This is a genomic window from Algoriphagus hitonicola (assembly GCF_900113375.1).
Lineage (GTDB): Bacteria > Bacteroidota > Bacteroidia > Cytophagales > Cyclobacteriaceae > Algoriphagus > Algoriphagus hitonicola.
Genome location: NZ_FOPC01000004.1, coordinates 207,828 through 229,358, shown reverse-complemented (window position 1 = coordinate 229,358; position 21,531 = coordinate 207,828). Strand labels below are relative to the sequence as shown.

General features: G+C 42.9%; 16 protein-coding genes. 10 read left to right on the top strand and 6 right to left on the bottom strand.

Translation table 11 applies throughout. From position 1 onward, the window contains the following. The first annotated feature begins 1 nt into the window (after position 1). The 4 genes from BM043_RS07355 (at position 2) to BM043_RS07340 (ending at position 4,964) form a co-directional block, all read left to right on the top strand. Complete coding sequence (locus tag BM043_RS07355) at positions 2–1,258, top strand: McrC family protein (RefSeq protein ID WP_092790299.1); 1,257 nt, start codon at positions 2–4, stop codon at positions 1,256–1,258. A gap of 11 nt (positions 1,259–1,269) precedes the next feature. Continuing rightward, entirely contained in the window at positions 1,270–4,479 is a 3,210-nt protein-coding gene (locus BM043_RS07350; protein ID WP_092790297.1) for a type I restriction endonuclease subunit R, read from the top strand. A gap of 125 nt (positions 4,480–4,604) precedes the next feature. Continuing rightward, the gene (locus BM043_RS19485) at positions 4,605–4,757 is read left to right on the top strand and encodes a hypothetical protein (protein ID WP_177188435.1); all 153 of its coding nucleotides are present in this window, start codon (positions 4,605–4,607) and stop codon (positions 4,755–4,757) included. Positions 4,758–4,820: 63 nt separating this feature from the next. Next, a complete protein-coding gene (locus tag BM043_RS07340; RefSeq protein ID WP_218144133.1) occupies positions 4,821–4,964 on the top strand; it encodes a hypothetical protein in 144 nt (47 codons plus the stop codon). A 60-nt stretch (positions 4,965–5,024) separates the two neighbouring features. On the opposite strand, the gene BM043_RS07335 is transcribed toward BM043_RS07340, so the two are convergent. The 5 genes from BM043_RS07335 to BM043_RS07315 all read right to left on the bottom strand — a co-directional run bounded on the left by BM043_RS07335 (position 5,025) and on the right by BM043_RS07315 (position 11,845). Then, on the bottom strand, positions 5,025–6,389 hold the full coding sequence (locus BM043_RS07335; RefSeq protein ID WP_092790293.1) for a M28 family peptidase: 1,365 nt from the start codon (positions 6,387–6,389) through the stop codon (positions 5,025–5,027). Positions 6,390–6,512: 123 nt separating this feature from the next. Further along, positions 6,513–7,178, bottom strand: coding sequence for a heme exporter protein CcmB (locus BM043_RS07330; RefSeq protein WP_092790291.1), 666 nt, complete (start codon positions 7,176–7,178; stop codon positions 6,513–6,515). Between the two features lie 23 nt (positions 7,179–7,201). After that, the gene (locus tag BM043_RS07325; RefSeq protein WP_092790289.1) at positions 7,202–8,713 is read right to left on the bottom strand and encodes an amidase family protein; all 1,512 of its coding nucleotides are present in this window, start codon (positions 8,711–8,713) and stop codon (positions 7,202–7,204) included. A 61-nt stretch (positions 8,714–8,774) separates the two neighbouring features. Continuing rightward, positions 8,775–10,562: a patatin-like phospholipase family protein gene (locus BM043_RS07320; RefSeq protein ID WP_092790287.1), complete on the bottom strand. Its 1,788-nt coding sequence runs from the start codon at positions 10,560–10,562 to the stop codon at positions 8,775–8,777. Between the two features lie 152 nt (positions 10,563–10,714). Next, the gene (locus BM043_RS07315) at positions 10,715–11,845 is read right to left on the bottom strand and encodes a DmpA family aminopeptidase (RefSeq protein ID WP_092790501.1); all 1,131 of its coding nucleotides are present in this window, start codon (positions 11,843–11,845) and stop codon (positions 10,715–10,717) included. A 99-nt stretch (positions 11,846–11,944) separates the two neighbouring features. On the opposite strand from BM043_RS07315, the gene nth reads away from it, so the two are divergent. From nth to BM043_RS07300, 3 genes are read left to right on the top strand one after another with little or no spacing between them, the layout of a single operon-like run. Further along, the gene (nth, locus tag BM043_RS07310) at positions 11,945–12,613 is read left to right on the top strand and encodes an endonuclease III (protein WP_092790285.1); all 669 of its coding nucleotides are present in this window, start codon (positions 11,945–11,947) and stop codon (positions 12,611–12,613) included. A gap of 1 nt (position 12,614) precedes the next feature. Beyond that, complete coding sequence (asnB, locus tag BM043_RS07305; protein ID WP_092790283.1) at positions 12,615–14,390, top strand: asparagine synthase (glutamine-hydrolyzing); 1,776 nt, start codon at positions 12,615–12,617, stop codon at positions 14,388–14,390. Continuing rightward, a complete protein-coding gene (locus tag BM043_RS07300) occupies positions 14,387–15,610 on the top strand; it encodes a glycosyltransferase family 4 protein (protein WP_092790499.1) in 1,224 nt (407 codons plus the stop codon). Before asnB ends, BM043_RS07300 begins: the two co-directional genes overlap by 4 nt. Here BM043_RS07300 and gldB read toward each other — a convergent pair. Then, a complete protein-coding gene (gldB, locus tag BM043_RS07295; protein ID WP_092790281.1) occupies positions 15,573–16,577 on the bottom strand; it encodes a gliding motility lipoprotein GldB in 1,005 nt (334 codons plus the stop codon). The genes BM043_RS07300 and gldB overlap by 38 nt on opposite strands. A 159-nt stretch (positions 16,578–16,736) precedes the next feature. On the opposite strand from gldB, the gene BM043_RS07290 reads away from it, so the two are divergent. The 3 genes from BM043_RS07290 to BM043_RS07280 all read left to right on the top strand — a co-directional run bounded on the left by BM043_RS07290 (position 16,737) and on the right by BM043_RS07280 (position 21,519). Beyond that, on the top strand, positions 16,737–17,702 hold the full coding sequence (locus tag BM043_RS07290; protein ID WP_092790497.1) for a radical SAM/SPASM domain-containing protein: 966 nt from the start codon (positions 16,737–16,739) through the stop codon (positions 17,700–17,702). A 161-nt stretch (positions 17,703–17,863) separates the two neighbouring features. After that, complete coding sequence (locus tag BM043_RS07285; protein ID WP_092790279.1) at positions 17,864–20,455, top strand: SLBB domain-containing protein; 2,592 nt, start codon at positions 17,864–17,866, stop codon at positions 20,453–20,455. Next, on the top strand, positions 20,452–21,519 hold the full coding sequence (locus BM043_RS07280) for a GumC domain-containing protein (protein WP_092790277.1): 1,068 nt from the start codon (positions 20,452–20,454) through the stop codon (positions 21,517–21,519). The genes BM043_RS07285 and BM043_RS07280 overlap by 4 nt, the downstream gene beginning before the upstream one ends. Positions 21,520–21,531: the final 12 nt, after the last annotated feature.

Sequence of the window (21,531 nt, the reverse complement as noted above, 5' to 3'; positions counted from 1 at the left end):
CTTGAAAGATAAAAGACAACATATATGTGTTTTTGAACACCAGACTGTTTTACTCAATCAAAAGTTTGAGGATGATGTTGTATTTGACCAACTCAAATTAGATGCCTTTGTGCGTTTTTTTGGAAAAGGAGTGCCCTATTATAGTTTGATCCGAAATGGAATACAGTTTAATGAATATGTTGGAGCTATTCAGGTTGGAAATACCCTCATCAGTGTCCTACCCAAAGCAGATAAAAGAAAAAAAGAAGATGAGGCAGAAAAGAAAAAATGGAATCAGGTACTAATTGACATGCTCCGTGCTGTTCATGGTTTTAATGTTAAAGCACCAAGTTCGTCTCAGCTAAAAATACGGAACAACTCAGTTCTGGATTTATATTTTGAACTGTTTATTACAGAAACAGAATACCTTTTACACCGTGGATTGGTTAAAAAGTATCGTAAAACGGAAGGGAATTTAAACACCCTAAAAGGAAGCTTACAGTTTAATAAGCAGGTGAGTAAAAATCTAGTACACAAAGAGCGTTTTTTTACCAAGCATAGCATCTACGATAAAGAGCATTTACTCCACATCATTCTTTACAAAACACTAATTGTACTCAAGCGAATTAATACCAGTTCGGCATTAATTGGAAGAATCAATGCGCTTTTGCTCAATTTCCCCGAAATACCCAATCAGAAAATTACTGAATCTGACTTTGATAAGTTGGTATTCAACCGTAAAACCATCAGCTACAAAAAAGCCATTGAAATTGCCCGTTTGATTCTTCTTCATTATCACCCTGATTTAAGCAAAGGTAGAGATGATGTTTTGGCCTTGATGTTTGACATGAATGCACTATGGGAGCAGTTTGTTTTGGTGAGTTTGAAGAAAAGTCAAGAACTTAAAGTTAGAGGTCAAGCATCCAAATATTTTTGGAAACCCGATGGTGGCAAAAGAAGAAGTATCAAACCCGACATAACTGTTTCAACAAATGAAAACAACTATGTGCTAGATACGAAATGGAAGTTAGTAGACAGTAAGCCCTCCATTGAAGATATAAGGCAAATGTATGCCTATCACCACTATTTTGAGGCAAAGAAAGTTGCTCTCTTATATCCCGGTGATTCGGATTACGTTACCGGAAAATTTGTGGAGGTCAAAAAGCAAAAACAACTTTCTGACATGGAGTGCGGGCTCTTATTTACCGAATACAGTGGTTCGGTAAAAAACTGGCAGAAACAAATTGGGGAAGAAATACAACTTTGGATTAACAAGTAATATAGGATTAAATGAGCAACGAATATTCAGAAGATAATTTAGTAGAAGCTTCCGCACAGCAAGCCTTAGAGGATTTAGGCTGGACGGTAAAGTATGCTTGGCAAAAAGAAACATTTGGCGAAAATAGTTTATTAGGTCGTGACGACAAATCTGAAGTAATCCTCAAAAGATACTTATTAAAAGCATTAATTAAATTCAATCCAGGTCTGCCTAACGTAGCTTATCAACACGCCATTGACCAAATAACACAGAAAGCTGCCGACAAAACACTGGTTCAACTTAACAAGGAAAAATATACATTACTTACTAAAGGTGTTGATGTAAGCTTTACCAATGAAAAAGGAGAACTGGTAAAGAAAAAACTACAAGTTTTTGATTTTGAAAACTCAACTGAAAACGATTTTCTTGCTGTTCGTCAACTTGAAGTTGTCGGGGAATTATACAATCGCAGACCTGATGTTATCGGTTTTGTAAATGGTATTCCACTGGTATTTTTTGAACTCAAAGCACATCATACTGATTTACGAAATGCATACACCGATAATTTAACCGACTATAAAGACACCATACCACATGTTTTTCATTCTAATGCTTTTATCATTTTAAGCAACGGAACAGATGCTAAAATTGGATCAGTTACTAGCCCCTATAAATTCTTCAATGAATGGAAACGGATTGAAGAAGATGAAGAGGGAATTGTAAGCTTAGATACCATACTCAGGGGAACTTGCGATAGAAACCGTTTAATGGATTTATTCGAGAACTTCATTCTGTTTGATGATTCGGATGGCGACTTGATTAAAATCATTGCAAAAAATCACCAGTTCATTGGGGTAAACAAGGTTCTGAATAAAGCCAAGAATATTGAAGAATTAAAAGGTAAGCTCGGGGTTTTCTGGCACACTCAAGGAAGTGGTAAATCCTATTCAATGGTTTTTATAGCTCAAAAAATTCACAGAAAATTTGGAGGTAGTTACACCTTTTTATTGGTAACTGACAGAACGGAATTAGAACGGCAGTTGTACGATACATTTACCGGAGTAGGTGCTGTAACTGAGAAAAATGTTATTGCAGGCAGCAAAAAAGGAATTTCGGGCAGAGAACATTTGCGTGAATTGCTTTCTGAAAATCACAGGTATGTCTTTTCATTAATTCACAAATTTTCCATTGATCCAAAAGTAGAGACAGAATACCCCTTAATCACTGACCGATCAAACATAATCGTAATTTCAGACGAAGCACACAGGACACAAGCAGGCACATTTGCCCGTAACATGCGTTTTCATGGCATCCCGAACGCTTCCTATCTTGGTTTTACAGGTACACCAATTATCAAAGAAGAACTCGAGCTTACCAAAAATATTTTCGGTGAATACGTTTCAGTTTACGATTTCAAACGAGCTATTGATGACGGTGCTACTTTACCCCTTCGTTATTTAAACAGAGGAGAAAAACTCGGGATTGAGAATCCACAGTTAGATGAAAAAATGGCTGAACTCATCGAAAATGAGGATTTAGATGAAGATCAAAGAAGAAAATTAGAACGTGAATTTAAGAGGGATTATCCCGTTTTAACTTCTGAAAAACGCTTAGATGCTATTGCTAAAGACTTGGTTTGGCATTTCAATGAAAGAGGTTATCAGGGTAAAGCCATGTTTGTTGCTCTCGATAAACCAACAGCTGTCAGGATGTACGATTTAGTAATGAAATACTGGCCTGATTATGTTGCTGACTTAAAGAAGAGAATTGAAAATGCGGAAGACCAACAAGAAGAATTGCAGCTAAAACGCAAACTCAAAAAGGTTGAGGAAACCGAAGTTTGTGTGGTTGTGAGTAGCGAGCAAAACGAAGTGGATAAATTCCGAAAAATGAAATTGGAAATTGCCCCACATAGGAAAAAAATAGTTGAGCGAGATTTAGAAAAAGAATTCAAAGACGAAGAAAATCCATTTCGACTGGCAATTGTTTGTGCCATGTGGATTACTGGTTTTGACGCACCATGTGTTTCAACTGTTTATCTCGACAAGCCAATTAAAGGACACACATTGATGCAAACCATTGCTCGTGCAAATCGGGTTTATGATGATGAAAAAGAAAATGGATTGATTGTCGATTACGGTAATGTTTACAAGCAATTAGAAAAAGCATATTCAGTTTATGGTGAAGGAGGCGATAAAGGTGGTTCCGGCACAGGTGGAGAAAGTGAACCTCAAAGACCAGTTGAATTGCTAGAAAAACTTGCAGAAGAATTACAAGAATCAATACGTGCGACAAAAGGCTATTTAAAAGAACTTGGCTTTAATCTGTCTGATTTAATGAATGCCAAGCCAATGGAAAAATTGGCAAAAATTAATCAAGCAACTGATGCTGTTTGTTTAAATGAAACCACTCGTGCAAAATTTGAAATAATGGCAAGAGATGTTTTCAGGAAATACAAAGCCTTGTATCCAGAGGAACAAATTAAACCTTTCATTAAGCAATTCAACGCAATAGAAGCTATTTATGATCAGCTAAATCAGAAAGTAAAAACTGCGGATATCATTGAAATTATGTTGCAGCTGCAAACTGTTGTAAATGAGAGTGTCTTCATCAATGAAGTATCAGAACCTGAACCTGATTATATTGATTTAAGTAACTTGGATTTTGACAAGTTGAAAGCTGCTTTTGCCAAGGTAAATAGGAAGAATACCATGGTATTTGATCTACAGCAGGCGATCGAAAAAAAGTTAAAACAAATGGTAAAGGAAAATCCTTTGCGTTTGGAGTTTTACGAAAAGTACAAGGAGATTATTGAAGAATATAACAACGGGAAAGACATCAATGCAACCAAAAAAGCATTTGACGACTTATCAGACTTCCTTAAAACACTTTCAGAAGAAGATTCGAGAGCTATTAGAGAAGGCCTCGATGAAGAAACGCTTGCCATTTTCGACTTATTGAAGAAAGATAATTTAAAAGACAAAGAGATTGATGAGGTTAAAAAGGTGGCGAAGCAGACCTTAGACAGCTTAAAAGCTGAAAAATTAAAAATTGAACGTTGGAGAGAGAGCACACAGTTGAGGGCTCAAGTTAAAACAACCATTTATGACACTCTTTTATGGCTACCTCAGGAGCCCTATTCAGAAGATGAAGTAAATGAAAAAACAAACGTAATTTATCAGCACATATTCACCAATTATCCTGGAGGCGGACAAAGTGTTTATAATACAAAAGTTGCATAGAAATGAAAATCCAACCCACACAGCCAAGCACATTTGCAATTCGCTCAAGCCAGCCCGCAACCCCAAAATTGCAAAAGAGCTTATCTGTTTTCCACCGCACGGACAGACAAACAATGCATCAAAAATTGAAAAGAATAACGGACGAAAAAGAACACCGAAGCGATAACATCACCTATACGCAAGCAGGGGTTTCGTGCTTCGTAGGACAGGAAAGTGATAAATTTAAAGTTCAGTTCTTCGTAGGAAGTTCAGTGGTTAAAATCCCTGCCTACGTATAGCTGAATCCCGAACAATACGGAAATTTTGAGATAAAAGCCTTTACGCTAAGTCACGACCGATTTTTGATTATCGATGGCAAAGAAGTTTACCACTTGGGTGCTTCATTAAAAGATTTGGGTAAAAAGTGGTTTGCTTTTTCAAAAATGGATGCCAAATCAGTAGCAGGAATAATGAATCAAATAAGTGAAATTCATGCTAATAAATAAACTGATACACGTGAGTTTCTCCACTCACGTGTTTATTTCAAAGCTAAAAACTAAATCAAATTACCTCCTTATTTGACGAAAAGGAAACACTACGGCAGATTCATTGCCGTCCTTGCCCACGGCAGCCACGCCAAAGTAGTAATTGTCGATAACGATTCCCTCCAGCGTATGCTCATTTACCCCTGAGACATAGACAAAACTATCCCAGGTAGGGGAAGTGGTCAGTCGGAAATAAATCTTGTATCCCGCGACATTTGGATCATTGCTTTCCTCCCAGGCCAAGGTGGTCGAAGGGCGAACTGCACCGCCGATTCGGACGTTTTTTGGTGCCGGGGGAGCCCAGGCCAAACCTGCAAGCGAAATCGCGTTAACGGAAGTGAGTTTTTCGGCATAGTCAAAATTCACTCCCTCGATCACATCGCCATATTCTATTCCATCTTCCACCCGGATATCCTGATGCTGTCGATTGTAATTTTCATGAGCTTCCATGATTCTTACGCCGGCAAAACCCAGGTCGTTGAAGGGTCGATGATGTCCGCCCCGACCAAATCGATCCAATCGATAAATCATCATGGGGTTCATTTCTGGCATGTAAGTTTTGACCTGCTTGTGGATATATCTGGCCAATTGTCTAGAAATTCCATCCACTTCTCCGCCTGTAAAGCGTCTTGATCTTCTCTCCTGTTCGGTTTCATTGGCGGGAGTGGGTTCGGAGAAAATCCGGAAGGTTCGATTGTCAATTACTCCATCCACGCCTTCGATATTTCCGATCATGTCGTTATTCAGTATTCCGACGATTTCCCATTCGTTTTCTTGGGCATATCTTGCGAGGCCAGCTCCGCCAAATAAACCTTGCTCTTCACCTGATAAGCCTACAAAAGCAATACTATGCTTAAATTTATATTTTGAGAGAACCCGAGCCGCTTCTATCGTACCCGCCATTCCAGAGGCATTGTCATTTGCACCAGGGGCATCGATCTCAAAATCCATTGTGTTGGAAGCTCTTGAGTCAATATCTCCGGACATGATCACATGAGAATTCGGGTAATCGGTGCCTCGTAAAATTGCCACCACATTCACCACATAAGCATCTTTTGGAACTCGGCCATTTCCTTCTTTGGTGACCAAATCTCTTTGGTAGAAGACTTCCAAACATCCCCCGCATTCTTCAGATATCTTTTCAAATTCCGCCTTGATCCATCTTCTTGCTGCGCCTATACCCCGGGTAGTCGATACGGTATCGGAGAAAGTATTTCTCGTCCCAAATCCTGCCAAGGTCCTGATATCCTTTTCTATTCGCTCAGCGGAGGTGTTTTCGATAATCTCATAAATGCGAGTATCTAGCTGAGAAGGTACTTCCTGAGCATGGCTGATGCCGGTAAAAACAAAAAACAATACGGATATTAGAAATCTGAATGGTCTCATGAATAGGTGATTTTAGAATGGAAATATCAGTAAAAGAGCAGTACCGATAAAAAGAAATATATACAAGCGGAAAAAATGGATTTCCTATGAACCGGAATCCTCAATAAGCTGAGTTAGCAACCCTCAACTCCTCCACAAATACGGAAACAGAATATAACCCGCTGCCGCGACAATCGCATTGATCGCCAAAAGACTGAGTAATTTATCTGTGCTCACAGACCAATCCAATCCGTCCAGGGCATTTTTGGAAATCCGAATCGCCATCAGCAAAATCGGGATAATCACCGGAAAACTCAAAATCGCCATCAAGGTCGCATTATTTCCAGCTTTGGCAGCAATCCCCGAAACCATGGTCAAACTCGCCGAAAAACCCATTGCTCCCAAGACCAAATTCAAAAGAAATAACCCTTGATCTTCTACTGGATTACCCAAAATCACCGAAAAAACACCGTAACCCAGTAGGGCCAAAATCAGCGTCAATCCGGTATTATAGATCATTTTGGACAAAATTATCGCCTCGGGCGAAGCAATCATGTAATAATATAGCTGCCTGCCGGTATGCTCCTGCACAAAACTCTTTGCCACGGCATTGACCGCCGAAAACAGAATGATGATCCAATAGAGCGCATTCCAAGTTGGGATGGCCAGATTCCCCATTTTGGCACCCACGCTCAGATAGGTGATAAAAACTGCCGAAACGACATAAAGCAAAATCCCATTCAGGGCATATTTTTGCCTCCACTCGAGGGTGATTTCTTTTCCAATCAGAATGCCGATTTCCTTTAGCATGGCCCAAAGATAGGACTTCCCGATTAATTTGGTGCTTTTCGATGATTCGTCCCCTGTTCATAGGAATAGGTCAAGCGAATCAGCGTCCCTTCATCAAACATTCGACCCAAAAACTGCAGACCGGCCGGTAAATTTCCAGAGACAAATCCCATAGGAACCGTAAAAGCTGGCTGTCCCGTATGAGGAGCAATAATCTGTGAATTATCACCCCGATATTCCTCTTGAAACCGATCAATCTGTGCCGCAGGATGATTCCAACTCGGGTAAACCAGAGCGTCCAAATTCAAAGAATCCATGGCTTTTTCGATCGCTTCTCGAAAAGCAATTCTCCGAGGATCGGTAAAGGCATCTCCGCAGGGTCGCTCATCAAGAGTTTCATTTTTCTCATTGGATGATGGCATTCTGGCTCTGACAAAATCCGAGGAGGTTCCTACTCGAATCACATCTTCCAGGGTAGCCATGGTGTCTCGCTTCACATAAGTCTGTAAAAAATCCTCCAAGTCCAGCTGAAATTGATCGCACCATTGATTTTGTCTCAGCTCTTGAAAATTATCCACATTTACGGAGTCCAGGATGACAGCACCCAAATTTTCCATATCCAAAAGGGCCTGATTAAATAGAGCGGAAATCTCTGGATTGGGATCATTTTCGCTTAAAGTCCGGAATACCCCAATTCGAGCTCCTTTCAAGCCATTTTTGTCCAAAAAAGCCTGATAGCTTTCCGGGATTTTTCCATTTGAATTTTTCGTGATCGGGTCTTTTTCATCGTAGCCGGCAATAACATCCAGCATCCGCACAGCATCCTCCACGGTCCGAGTCATCGGCCCAACGACGTCGTTTCTGAGATAAAGCGGCACAATTCCTTCCCGGCTGACTAAGCCCAGTGTGGTTCTAAATCCAACCAAAGCATTGTGTGAAGATGGTCCACGAATCGAATTTCCCGTATCCGTTCCCAGTCCAATCGTGCCAAAGTTTGCCGCAATTCCAGCACCCGTGCCTCCACTAGATCCTGCAGGCACGTGGTCAAGATTATAGGGGTTTCTAGTAATTCCCTGAGTAGAACTTTCCGAATGCATAGGGCTAAATGCCCATTCGGCCATATTCGTTTTTGCGAGGACAATCGCTCCTGCTTCTTCTAATTTTTGGATAATGAATGCGTCTGATTCCGGAATAAAATCCGCCAATGCCAAAGCTCCTGCCGTGGTGGGCAGTCCGAGGGTGTTGATATTGTCTTTGACCAGAATTGGGATGCCATGAAGCGGGCGAAGTTTCCCGGTTTTGACAAATTCTTGATCCAGTTGCCGAGCGCGAATAATCGCCGATGGATTGATGATAGAAATGGCATTGATCAAAGAATCCGATTTCTCAATTCGCGAAATGTAAGCTTTGACCAATTCCTCTACAGTAAATTCTTTGGAAAGAAACCCTTGATGAATTTCCGAAACACCGAGCTCTTCCACAGATAAGGGAGGTTTTTCGGGTGTGCAGGCCATTAAAATCAAGCAAGCGAAAGCGAGATAGCAGAAATTTTTCATGCCTGAATTAAAAAAGAAATCATGACAATTTTCGCTCCCATCGGAGAATAGGAAATTATTTTCAAACAGAAAGTCGATTCTCCTCCCAGAATCGTTCTTTTTCTGGTAGGTTTTCCAGATAACTGACGGTCTGTTCATAGCCCCGCTGCTGGATTTGTTTCCATTTTTTGTCATCCATAAATCCGATTCCCTTGAGATTCAACTCGAAATAATGCGAAACCTTGGATTTGGTCACTTCCTGCTTTTGGAGACTGTTTAAAGTCAAGGAGTTGATAATCAATGAGGCGATTCCGGGGATTTTAAAGCGTTTTTTACCCCGCATTTTGTCCCAAAAAAGGGTCCAACCTGAAGGGGCTTCCAGATAGGATACTTTTCGATCCGGCAATCCCGATAAGGACACTGCAATGATTTTTGATACCGGAAAGCGATACATGGGTTCTATCGGCAGATTATCCATGACCGCTCCGTCCACATGGAGATAATTATCAATCACAACGGGAGGAAAAACGCCCGGAATGGCAATACTGGCCAAAATCTTTTTCCAGAGTAGCCCACGATCATGAATTCGGGGGCTGGCTTTGGAGAAATTGGTGGAGACGCAATACGAATTGACCCAAATGTCCTCCATGAAATAGTCCTTAAAAAGGCCCTTCACAAATCGCTTCATTTTCCTTCCTGTCAAAAAAGAAACCATGGGTAAAGCCATATCCTTTGAGGTTAATTTGGATTTGGCAGAATGAGAGCTGGTTTGTTCAATTTTCTGAAAGTTAAAATCAAAGAAACTCATCGTGACTCCGTAAATCGCTCCGGCGCTTGTACCTCCCAAAAAATCAATTTCCACACCTCTTTCCTGAAGTGCTTTGACTACTCCGATATGGGCATAGCCTTTGGTTCCTCCACCTCCCAAAACCAAACCAATGGCCTGATTGGTGATGATCCTACAAAATCGGCGAATATCCCGCTGATTTCCCTGTCTGATATGAATATGCAGATCGATCTGCCGGCTGTCCAGCCAAGCCGAAGTATGCGTTGGCATGGAATCATCGGGTCCATGTAAGAGAAGCATGTAGACTTTTTTGTTGAGAATGCTTTTGGAATAAAGATCCAGCTCCCGCTCAATGGGATAAATCGATTTGTCTGCTTGAAAATCCGTTACCAAAATCACCAAATCCGCATAGACCAAACACTGGTGGGACCAGGTCTTTTCTGAAGCATCACAGACCAGAATATTGAGTCCTTCATGCTGCTCCAGTGAATCAAAAAATGTCTCATCCACATGGTCTTTTTGGGATTCAAAATCATAGACCTGTACGGGAGTTTCCCGATCAATAAAATAAGCCATCATGTCATCGGTCCAGGGACTGAGGTCATGATCTGCCTGAAGGTTGATTAAGGCTATGTTTTTTGGCGGAGTAGATCGGTTTTGCTGAAAGGTATTTCTTCTCAGCCGATTGATCACAAATTGGGTCAAAGAAGTAGCCAGCGAGGGATCTTTGGCAACCAAGCTATGGTATTCCTCTCGGGTAAACTCCAAGACGATGGATTTTCGTATCGCCAAAACCGAAGCCATTCGAGGTTCATTGGTAAACAAGGCAAACTCACCCACCGGCTCTCCTTCACCAATATCTCCCAAAATGCGGACACCTTTTGGCCCCTCGGAAATGGCTCTGAGCCTCCCGGTCAAGACGATATACAGTACGTCCTCGTTTGCTCCCTGATGAAATAAATACTCCCCGGTAGTTAATTCTTTTTTCTGACCTATTTCAAAGATTTGGTCCAAGGTCTCTTCACTCACCCCACCAAAAAGTTTACTGAAAAGCTGATGGTAATGCGAATTGAAATTTTGCATGGTTAAAATTTTGGGTTTATCGGTCGTATTTCCGGGAGTTTATAGTACCTCCCAAAGAAGACTAAATATTCAGGCAAAAACTATTAAAAGTTAAGTAGAATAACAAGGGATTTTCTGTATTGGTGGCTCATTTTTCTGTCTTTATCCTCCGATTAATTATTTGCCTGCTTGATCCATTCCAAAACCTGTTCTTTCGGCAAAGCCTCTACTTGATGTCCGTCTCTTCCCACCATCGTCTCTGCGGCGAAAAGCGAATTAATGATAGCCTCTTCGGTGGCTTCAATAGTAGCCATAAACAATCCGGTTATGTCATCATTTCTAAGGGAGGCTGTATTTTCAAGTGTACCGCTTTCCGATCGGTAGGCTATTCTCAATCCTTCGGCAGTAGAAAAAGCAATGACATAATCTCCCGATCCATTGGATGCAATTCCTCCCGTTTTGGCCAATCCCATCATGGCACGTTTTGCGATTCGTTCTAGATTCCGGTCCAAAACCGGCGCGTCTGTGGCCACCACGATCATGCAGCTGCCGTCGGATTTTTCCAAGGCGTCTTTGAAGGGATATTTTCCCAGTTTTTCCCCTACGGGAACTCCTGCAATTTGCAGATTCCCCCCAAAATTGGTCTGAACAAGTACTCCAACCGTGTAACCGCCCAGGGATTCGGGAAGCTTTCGAGAGGCTGTGCCGATTCCCCCTTTCCACCCAAAACAAACCGTTCCGGTCCCGGCGCCGACATTTCCTTCCTCTACCGGACCTTCCTCAGCCGATTGGATTGCTTGGATGACATCCTGCGAACTCACATGCATGCCCCTGATATCGTTTAGGTAGCCATCGTTGGTTTCCCCTACAATCGCGTTGACCGATTGGACAGATTCGTTGCCGGGCTGATTGAGTGAGTAGCGCACGGCACCTTCGATTCCTGCGGCTACGCTGAGCGTATTGGTGAGGACGATCGGGGATTCAATAGTTCCGAGTTCCTGTACTTGAGTGACTCCGGCTAGTTTTCCAAAACCATTTCCCACGAATATGGCCGCGGGTACTTTTTCTTGAAACAGATTTCCTCCATGTGGCAAAATCGCCGTGACTCCCGTACGAATATGGGCTCCTTCTACCTTGGTCAGTTGACCTATTTTTATCCCAGCCACATCTGTGATCGCATTCAAAGGTCCCGCAGGTAGTATCCCAAAGGGTATTCCCAGCTCTCGGGGTCTTTTCTGAGCAAAAACTAATTGGGATACGCCCAAAAGAATAAAAATTATCAGGGGAAATGGATTCAATTTCATGGTTTGAATTTGCTGTGTGGCGATTATTTTTTCAATTTTCAACTTATTCAATCCTGTAATTATACCTAACTTGAGGACTTCATCCAAGAATTAAACTTCATGCTTAAAAAAGAGCGATATCAGGCTTTTATTGATCATTTTTCTGAAAATATGCCTATAGCAGAAACGGAGCTGCAGTACGAAGATCCTTTCCAGTTGCTTGTGGCGGTAGTTCTCTCGGCCCAGTGCACCGATAAACGGATCAATATGGTGACTCCGTCACTTTTCCGTGATTTTCCCACTCCGGCTCATTTGGCAGCTTCTCATTTTGACGAGCTTTTTCCTTACATCAAATCAGTCTCGTATCCCAACAATAAGACCAAGCATTTACTCGGTTTGGGAAAAATGCTCGTGGAGGACTTTGGAGGGGAAGTGCCCGAAACTGTCAATGAATTGATCAAGCTTCCCGGGGTGGGTCGAAAAACCGCCAATGTCATCACCTCAGTTGTCTGGAATCAACCCAATATGGCAGTGGATACCCATGTGTTTCGGGTGTCGAGGAGACTGGGTCTCGTACCGATGACTGCTAAGACTCCACTGGAAGTCGAGCGGCAACTGATTCGTCACATACCCAAACAATATGTTCACAAAGCACACCATTGGCTGATTTTACACGGCCGATATACTTGCCTCGCCCGAAAACCCAAGTGCGAAGAATGTAGTATTACTCATTTTTGTCGCTATTTCGAAAAAACACAGGGAAAAATGGTAAAGAAATCAGCCTCCTAATATGTGTGGCATTCATCTGATTTGGGGAAAAGGTGCAAATGAGGAATCCATTAAGCTCTTGATGGAAAGTGCGAGACACCGTGGCCCTGATCAATCTGCCTCTTTTAGTCCTTGGCCGGGGATGTGGGTGGGGGTAAATCGACTCAAAATCATTCATCCAGGACCCGAAGCGGATCAGCCTTTTTGGAGTCCAGATGGCAGGTCTTTTTTGATTTGGAATGGAGAACTTTACAATTACCAAGAGCTGAGAAATCTACTCCATCGCATGGGAGTCGAGTTTTTTACCCAATCGGACACCGAAGTGCTGCTTCATTGGTTGCGGATATTCGGAGCAAAAGGCCTGGAAAAAATCCAAGGCATGTTTGCGCTGATTTTTGTGGATTTGAGTGGGCAGCAGGTCCTTGTAGCACGAGATAAAAACGGGGAAAAACCGCTTTATTTTTTACAAAATCAAGACAGCCTGATCGTCTCCTCGGAGAGCCGGGGTATCGCCAAACTTAGCGAGAAGAAACTGGATCGATATCAGTTGGATTACTTTTTTTACCTCCGTACTCCCCAACCTGGTCGAACCTTTTTCAAAGGAGTCAAGGAGTGGAAACCTTCTCGATTTAGTGAAATCAAACAATATTCGGCTTTTCGCTGGGACAATATTCCATCCTTGCCAAAAAAGGAAATATCGACCACTGCAGAAAGTTTCAAAAGCCTTCTTCAGGATGCTATTCTTAAACAATTTCATGCGGATGTACCTGTCGGCATGATGCTCAGCGGAGGAGCAGACAGTAGTTTGCTATATGCGCTTTGGTATCGGAAAACGGGAGTTCCGCTTCCCGGCTATACCATCCAAACAGAGAAAAAATATGCTTCCAAATATGCTGACGGGACTTTTTCTGCCAAATTCTCCCAGCAGTTTCCCATGGAGCATCATTTGGTCAAAGTAGATCAGCAAGTTTTTTTGGAGCATTTTGAGGAATACATGCATTCCTTGGATTATCCCGTCGGCGATTCGGCGAGTTTCTTGACTTGGTTGATTGGGCATGAAGCAAAAAAGGAGGTAAAAGTGCTCATTTCCGGTGCTGGGGCGGATGAACTATGGGGAGGATATCAACGGCATCAAGCCTTTGATCGGTACCTTCAAAATAAAAAGCTGCTCCTAGCCGTCAATCCCTGGGCAAAAAATCTTCCTTTGGGGCGTAAATGGGAAAAATTCTTTTCGGCAATCGATCCTGACCCCAATCGGACTTTCCTCAATTTTTCGGCTTTACAACCTATTCCTTCTGATTTATTTACCGATTATGAGCGGGTTTTTGACAAAAAACTTCCGCTTTATACCCAAATGCTGGACTTTGACCGGCAGGTATATTTGGTTCAGGATGTATTGAAAATATATGATAATGCCCTCATGGCCCATGGAATCGAGGGAAGGTCTCCTTATTTGGATGATAATCTGATTCAATTTTGGCGATCGATCAGCGATGAGTCACTGCTGAAGGGCAAAGTGTGGATCAAAGAACTTTTGGAGGAATTGGACCTTTCTTGGATTGCTAAGCGTTCTAAATTTGGGTTTGGATTGCCGCTGCAAGAATGGCTCACTGAAAACGGCCCGTTTTCTAAGCGGGTGTTTGAAGGATTGAGGGACTTGGACCAGAATTATGGGTCGATGCTCAATTTGGAGGCAAAAGCTATCCTTGCGAATCCAAAGAAGTACGCCAGTAGCCAATTTTTGACACTCTATAACTTATTTGTTCTCGGAGAATGGCTGAAATTACAAAAGCTATGAAGATCATTTACGTTCATCAGTATTTCCGTACTCCCGAAGAAGGTGGAGCTGTGCGCTCATTTCACCTTGCTATGGGCATGATCAGGGCTGGTATGGAGGTGGAAATGATCACAGCCGGTAATCAGCCCTCCTATGATCAGCAATGGATCAATGGGATCAAAGTTCATTACTTGCCTATTCCATACGATCAATCTTTTGGGTTTTTAAAACGGGTCATCGCATTTTGGCGATTTTTCAGACAAAGCAAAACCCTGATCAAAAAACTCAAACGACCTGATCTCCTGTATATCAGCTCGACTCCTTTGACTACGGGACTGATTGGCCTTTGGGCCAAAAAGAAGCTGGCTTTGCCTTACGTTTTTGAGGTACGGGACCTTTGGCCGGAAGCGCCTATCCAAGTAGGAGTAATCCAAAATGCATTTCTCAAAAAAACCTTGTACAAGCTAGAGTCTAAAATTTATCATGAAGCATTGAAAATCGTCGCGCTTTCTCCCGGAATCGCTAGCTATATCCGAAATATAGATCCTAAAATTCCGGTTTCGATCATCCCAAACTTTGCGGATTTGGAGCGGTTTTTTCCACAGGAAAAATCTCCTGCTTCACTCAAAAAATATGGCCTGACTGATGATCTTACCATTGTATATACTGGAGCGATCGGTGAGGTAAATGCTGTGGATGAGCTTATTTCCTTAGCGCAACTTGCTCAGGAAAATGAAAAAGCCTGGCAATTTCTAATCATGGGAAATGGGAGTAAAAAAGAAGAAATCATTCAATCGGTAAAAAATCTCAAACTTCAGAATGTCTCCTTTATTCCTTTTGGATCCCGGGGCAGAGTCCATGAGGTGCTTTGTTTGGCGGATTTTGCCTGGGTTTCCTTTGCGCATCTTCCTGTTTTGAAAACCAACAGCCCCAATAAATTTTTTGATGCCATTAGTTCTGGAAAAGCCATCATTGTCAATCACAAAGGCTGGGTTTATCAGCTGGTCCAAGAATTTGACTTGGGGATATCCTGTCTTCCCGGCAAAATGCAGCAATGTTTTGAAATGCTGGAAGAGCTGGAAATGCATCCTGAGCAAATTCAGCAAATGCAGAAAAACGCAAGAAGGCTTGCCGAACAAAATTTTTCCAAAGAACAGGCTCAAAGAAGACTCGCCCAACTGTTGGATCCCAGTCACAATCCCCCTATTGCGGGGGACGAGGCCTATATCCTGACTGCCTAAAAATCTGCTCTGCATCTGGATTGGCCATCAATTCGTCTAGGCTCACTTCTTGATTGAAGCGAAAATCATCCACAATATTCCATCCCAGCCAGCGTCCCAATCTGCCCGGCGCCTTGGTGCTTATCGCATCGGTAAATGGAGCTTCGCCGATGTATTTTCGAATCTCGAAAGGGTTGGTTTCATAGAGTAATTCATTTTCTACAAAGTGAGACCAGATAAACTCCTCATTGGAAAAAGTCTCTGCGATGACTTCCGGAGTGTACCCGATGATATATTGATCGGAAGTGCAGGGCATGATGGATTTGGTGAAATGGTAAGCTTTTCCGTAGTAGATCATTTCTGCCAAGAGCGTATTGTCCTGAGGGTTGGTTTCATTGAAAAATGAGGAAATCGCCGTCACGATCATGGGCACGATGTAGGGTCTGTCATAGCGCTCAGCCATGTATCGGGCCAGATCCGGCTGAAAAGTATGATCAATCGGAAGGTAATAGTCCAAGCCGATCACGATGAGCTCTTCGGTCACGATCAGGTCTGAATTAAAACCCGAAACGAAGGTGTACACTTTAGGAACCTGAAATTCAGGGAAATAATGTTTGATGTATTTGAATGCTTGCTCCAATTCTTTTTCTACATCTGAAAAATCAGAAAACTCCGCCTGAACGGAGTCATACAGTACCCGCAGCGCTGAGTCCTGATGTACCTGGACCAAATCCTCTGAAAGACTGTTTAAATCAGGGTATAAGTCCGCTTGAAGATATTCGGAAGTGAACTCAGGATGTTTTTCCAGGAGATATAAAAATTCTTCAGAGTTGTCGGCATTAAAAAACTCATCTTCCAAGCGCACCACTTCCACGGTCAAGTCCTGGCTTAAAATTTCATCATCCAGTTCGCAGGAATCTTCCTTTTTGCCGCAGGCAAATAAAACCATCAATAGAATTACTGAAAATACGGAACGATATTTATTCATGAGCTTGGTGATTGAATAATCAAAAGTACAGATTCCTTTGTAATTGGGATAAAAACGATAAAGCTGGGTTTTTGGGTATAAAATTTTGTCGAAGTGGGGACGAATGTCTTACTTTCCAGAGTGAAAAACCAATTCATTCTCGGCTGGGCTTTTGTCAGGATGTTGACGATCCAAAAGATCCTCAACCTTATGCTCCTTCGCGTATCTTTTTGGCTAAGTCAGGAATTGGGGCAGGTAATCCTCTGGGGAAAACCCACCACTCTAAGTATAGAACCTACGACAAGTTGCAACCTGCGATGTCCCGAATGTCCTTCTGGTTTACGTGCCTTCACCAGACCTACGGGTATGCTGCAGGAGGAACTGTACCGAAAAATCATCGATCAAAGTAAAAATTCCCTGACTTGGCTGCATCTCTATTTTCAAGGTGAGCCCTTTTTAAATCCCGGGTTTTTGGAATTGGTTCATTATGCCAATTCTCGGAATATTTTCACCTCTACCTCGACCAATGCACATTATCTAAACGCAAAGACGAATTCGCGAATTTTGGATTCAGGTTTGAAGCAACTCATCGTCTCCATGGATGGGGTCACTCAAGAATCCTATGAAAAATACAGGATCGGGGGTCACTTGGAAAAAGTCCAAAATGGGTTGCGGGAATTATTGGATTTGCGAAAAGAAAAAGGAGAAGTATTTCCGCGAATTATCGTTCAGTTTCTGGTTACCGGCCAAAACGAACACGAAATTCCAGCCTTGAAGCGATGGGCAAAGGAAATCGGAGTAGATGAACTTCAGCTGAAAAGCATCCAAATTTATGATTACCAAAATGGCTCCGAGTTGATTCCATCTGATTTGGGCTACTCCCGCTATATTCCTGATGGAAATGGAAAGTGGAAACTCAAGAAAAAAATAGAAAATAAGTGCTGGAGGATGTGGCAAGGCGCGGTGGTCACCTGGGACGGCAAGGTAGTTCCCTGCTGCTTTGACAAAGACGCGAAATATGTCATGGGTGATTTCAATTCCCAAAAACTACCTCAAATCTGGAAATCGACACCGTATTCAATTTTTAGAAAACAGTTGCTTTCAGACCGGAATCAAATCGAAATCTGCAGGAATTGTACGGAGTGAGGGGCCTTTTGCCCATTCAAAATTTAGCTTTTTGGAACTATTTTTGGTTAAATTCAGAAATTGACGGATTTTTAAACCCACAATATGTATTAGCTTGTCTAATGCATATTGCGGGTTAAATCGCATATTTGTTGGAAATTCACCCGGGATAGCTTTCGCTTATGACTTTACAAAAACGACTTTGGTATTTTTTGCCCCTGCTTTTGATTCTTTTGATGGGAATTCCTGTCATCTCCCAAGCACAACAAAATATCGATATCACCACCATCAAAGTGGATGAACTGAGCGATGATCAGATCGAGGAGTTGGTCAGCCGCGCCAATGAAGCAGGACTCAGCACGTCAGAATTTCTCCAAATGGCCCAACTCCGCGGCATGCCTGCTGTTGAGGTCGAAAAACTACGGGATCGCCTTCAGGAACTCGATGGAAGTGGAGCAAGTACCCGATCCACCAATGCTTCCCGCAGAGATCCCCGACAACAAATGGATATCAATGAGATTACCCGCGGCCTGATTCAGCCTCAGGAATCCATGGATGAGGCTACCGATAGTGAGATCTTTGGCTCTAATCTTTTTTATCAAAGAAACCGTCGGCTGAGTTTCGAGCCCAGTCTCAATCAAGCCACACCAAAAAATTATGTCCTCGGGCCCGGCGATGTCGTCTACGTGGATATTTATGGCCAATCCGAGCAGTATTATGAGGCTGCCGTGAATCCGGATGGCTTTGTTCTTTTGGATAATATCGGTCCCATTTCAGTTTCAGGAAAAACCATCGAAGAAGCTACAGGAATCATTAGAAATCGTGTGGCTCAATATTACCCCGGTTTATCGGGTAGCAATCCTTCGACTTTTCTTCAAGTAACTCTGGGAAACGTCCGTACCATTAAAGTTCATATTCTCGGGGAAGTCCGACTGCCGGGTACATTTACCTTGAGTGCTTTTTCGACCGTTTTCAATGCACTTTACGCCGCAGGCGGACCCAATGAAAATGGAACCATGCGGGAAATCAAAATCATGCGGGACAATAAACAGATCGCTACCGTCGATGTGTACAATCTGCTGATCAATGGTCAAGCCAACTTAGATATTCAGCTTCAGGACCAAGATGTGGTTTTGGTCAGTCCTTTTATTTCTCGGGTTAAGGTGAAAGGCGAAGTCAAGCGACCGCTTACCTTTGAGATTAATGAGGAAGATACTTTCGAAAATCTGTTGGACTACGCCGGTGGATTTACCGACTTGGCTTTTCAGGATCGGGTAGCTATCTCGAGAGTGACCGGTAATCAGCGATCCGTTTCTGATGTGTACAAAAATCAGTTTGGAATGTTTATCCTCAAGGGGGGAGACGAAATCACCGTGGGTAAAATTTTGGATCGCTTCAGCAACCGGGTACAAATCAAAGGGGCCGTTTACCGGGAAGGGACTTTTGCGCTCAGCGAAGGACTGACTTTGGGGAAATTGATCGAAAATGCCGAGGGTCTTCGAGGAGATGCTTACACTGAGCAAGCGAGTATTTTGAGAACAAAAACCGACCTGAGTACAGAATTCATTCAGGTCAATCTAAAAGAAATTTTGGCCGGTACGGCCCAGGACATTCCGCTTCAGCGCGAAGATGTGATTCGGATTTCCAGCATTTATGATATCCAAAATGAGCGCTACGTTCAGGTGTTGGGTGAGGTAAAGCGGCCAGGCGTTTATCCCTACTCAGAATCCATGACGGTGGAGGACCTACTGATTTCTGCGGGAGGTTTGCAGGAATCCGCCAATCCCAATGATATCGAAATCGCCCGAAGAGTAGAAGATGTGGAGCTGGGTACGCTTTCGGATATCATTCCTGTTCAAGTTAATTCAAATCTGGCACCTTCTGAAAATTCAGAAATTATCCTGCCGTTTGATCAGGTGATCGTGCGAAAGCGGGCGAGCTTTACCATGCAAAAACTCGTTTCTGTCGAAGGTCAGGTAAATTCGCCGGGGATTTTTTCCATCGAATCCGCTTCCGAACGAATCTCAGATCTGGTTAATCGAGCCGGAGGACTCAATCGATTTGCCTATGCAAAAGGAGCGACTTTGATTCGAAGAACGGAATTTTACAATACCGAATCAGAGGAGATTCGACGTCAACGAAATCTGGAAGCACTTCGCCTTCAGCTTTTGGCTGATCCCAATAATTCTGAAGCTCAAGAGGAACTATTACAGCGTTTATTTAAGGATTTACCCGAAGATGTCTCCGATTCTGCCTATCAGCTTTCGCAGACCAAAAAAGAATCCTTGGATCAAATTGCTGCCGAAACGCCCGGCTTTGCAGTGAAAATCAGAGAAACTGAGGCAGTAGCCATTGATTTGGAAGAAATTCTCAAAAATCCCGGTTCGGAAAATGACCTTCTTCTCGAAGAAGGTGATATCCTATCCGTACCCAAACTTCTACAAACGATCCGAATGCGGGGAGATGTAGTCTATCCGACGACTTTAAGACACGAAAGTGGCAGATCCCTCAAACATTACATTAATCGTGCGGGTGGTTTTGAGCGGAGAGCCAACCGAAAACAAACTTATGTGGTTTACGCCAATGGGGCAGTCAAGCGAACTACTGGATTTTTGGGAATCAGAAATTATCCTCCCGTAGAGCCCGGAGCGGAGGTTATTGTCCCGACCAAGGGACCCAAAATCCCGCTTCGCCTCGGTGATGTGGTCGGTGTGAGTACGGGATTGGCTACTTTAGCCTTGGTGCTATCGCAAATCAACTGGAACCAACCATGACGGGAAAGCAGCACTTTTCGGAAAATCAATGGACCCTGCGTGAAGTCATTCTCAACGTGAAAGAATGGGAAGGATATTTCCGCCTGAAATGGAAAATTTTGTTGATTTCCCTTGCCTTGGGGATTGTACTCGGTGCTTTGGTTTCGATTTTCAAAAAACCGGTTTTTCATGCCGAAACATCATTTGTTTTGGAAGAAGGAGACGGAAGCAGCATCGGGCAAATGTCAGGACTTGCTTCGCTGGTTGGCGTCAATATCGGTTCACTTGGGAGTACGAGTGGCCTGTTTCAGGGAGATAATATTATGGAGCTGTATAAGTCGGATCGAATGCTCGGGGAGACCTTGTTAAGTTCATTTGATGATAATGCCCTGTTGATTGATCGCTTTGTGAGCTTCGAAAAGTTGGATAAAAAATGGGCTTCCAAAGTGGACATTCCAGCCATGGATTTTTCCATTCCGAGGGAGACTTTTTCCGTTGCCCAAGATTCAGTAGTCAAAGAAGTCGCCAAGCTCATTCGGGAAAAACAATTATCCGTCAGCAAACCCGACCGAAAACTCAGCATTATTCAAGTGAGTATTTCTTCCAAAGACGAAAAATTTGCCAAAGTGTTTAATGAAACACTGGTCGGAAAAGTTAACACCTTTTACTACGAAACAAAAACCAAAAAAACGGGAGAAAACCTATCTATTCTCCAATCTCAGGCTGATTCCGTGCGCAAAATTCTGGATGAAAGTATAGGGGAATATGCCGCGGCTACGGATCAGGTTCCCAATGCCAACCCATTGCGAACGCGGGCGACGATCGAAAGCCGAAAACGGCAAATCGATGTCCAAGCGACAGGAGCAGTATATGAAGAAGTCGTCAAAAACCTGGAAATTGCCAAAGTGAATCACCGCAATAATTCCCCCCTAATTCAAATCATCGATTCCCCGAGATATCCACTCAAGCGTACCGAAATCCGACTGGTCAAAGGCATGGTTTTGGGAGCATTTATTACCCTGATTTTTGTCATTTTCTATCTTTATTTCCGCCGATTGTACCGAAAACATGTGCAGGAAAGCTAAACCATAAGCTGC

Bases quoted from the DNA above. Each gene is read 5' to 3' on its own strand.
- gldB (WP_092790281.1), bottom strand. From the start codon at position 16,577: ATGAATAAATATCGTTCCGTATTTTCAGTAATTCTATTGATGGTTTTA.
- BM043_RS07280 (WP_092790277.1), top strand. From the start codon at position 20,452: ATGACGGGAAAGCAGCACTTTTCGGAAAATCAATGGACCCTGCGTGAA.
- BM043_RS07325 (WP_092790289.1), bottom strand. From the start codon at position 8,713: ATGAAAAATTTCTGCTATCTCGCTTTCGCTTGCTTGATTTTAATGGCC.
- nth (WP_092790285.1), top strand. From the start codon at position 11,945: ATGCTTAAAAAAGAGCGATATCAGGCTTTTATTGATCATTTTTCTGAA.
- BM043_RS07315 (WP_092790501.1), bottom strand. From the start codon at position 11,845: ATGAAATTGAATCCATTTCCCCTGATAATTTTTATTCTTTTGGGCGTA.
- BM043_RS07300 (WP_092790499.1), top strand. From the start codon at position 14,387: ATGAAGATCATTTACGTTCATCAGTATTTCCGTACTCCCGAAGAAGGT.
- BM043_RS07320 (WP_092790287.1), bottom strand. From the start codon at position 10,562: ATGCAAAATTTCAATTCGCATTACCATCAGCTTTTCAGTAAACTTTTT.
- BM043_RS07285 (WP_092790279.1), top strand. From the start codon at position 17,864: ATGACTTTACAAAAACGACTTTGGTATTTTTTGCCCCTGCTTTTGATT.
- BM043_RS07350 (WP_092790297.1), top strand. From the start codon at position 1,270: ATGAGCAACGAATATTCAGAAGATAATTTAGTAGAAGCTTCCGCACAG.
- asnB (WP_092790283.1), top strand. From the start codon at position 12,615: ATGTGTGGCATTCATCTGATTTGGGGAAAAGGTGCAAATGAGGAATCC.
- BM043_RS07290 (WP_092790497.1), top strand. From the start codon at position 16,737: ATGTTGACGATCCAAAAGATCCTCAACCTTATGCTCCTTCGCGTATCT.
- BM043_RS07330 (WP_092790291.1), bottom strand. From the start codon at position 7,178: ATGCTAAAGGAAATCGGCATTCTGATTGGAAAAGAAATCACCCTCGAG.
- BM043_RS07335 (WP_092790293.1), bottom strand. From the start codon at position 6,389: ATGAGACCATTCAGATTTCTAATATCCGTATTGTTTTTTGTTTTTACC.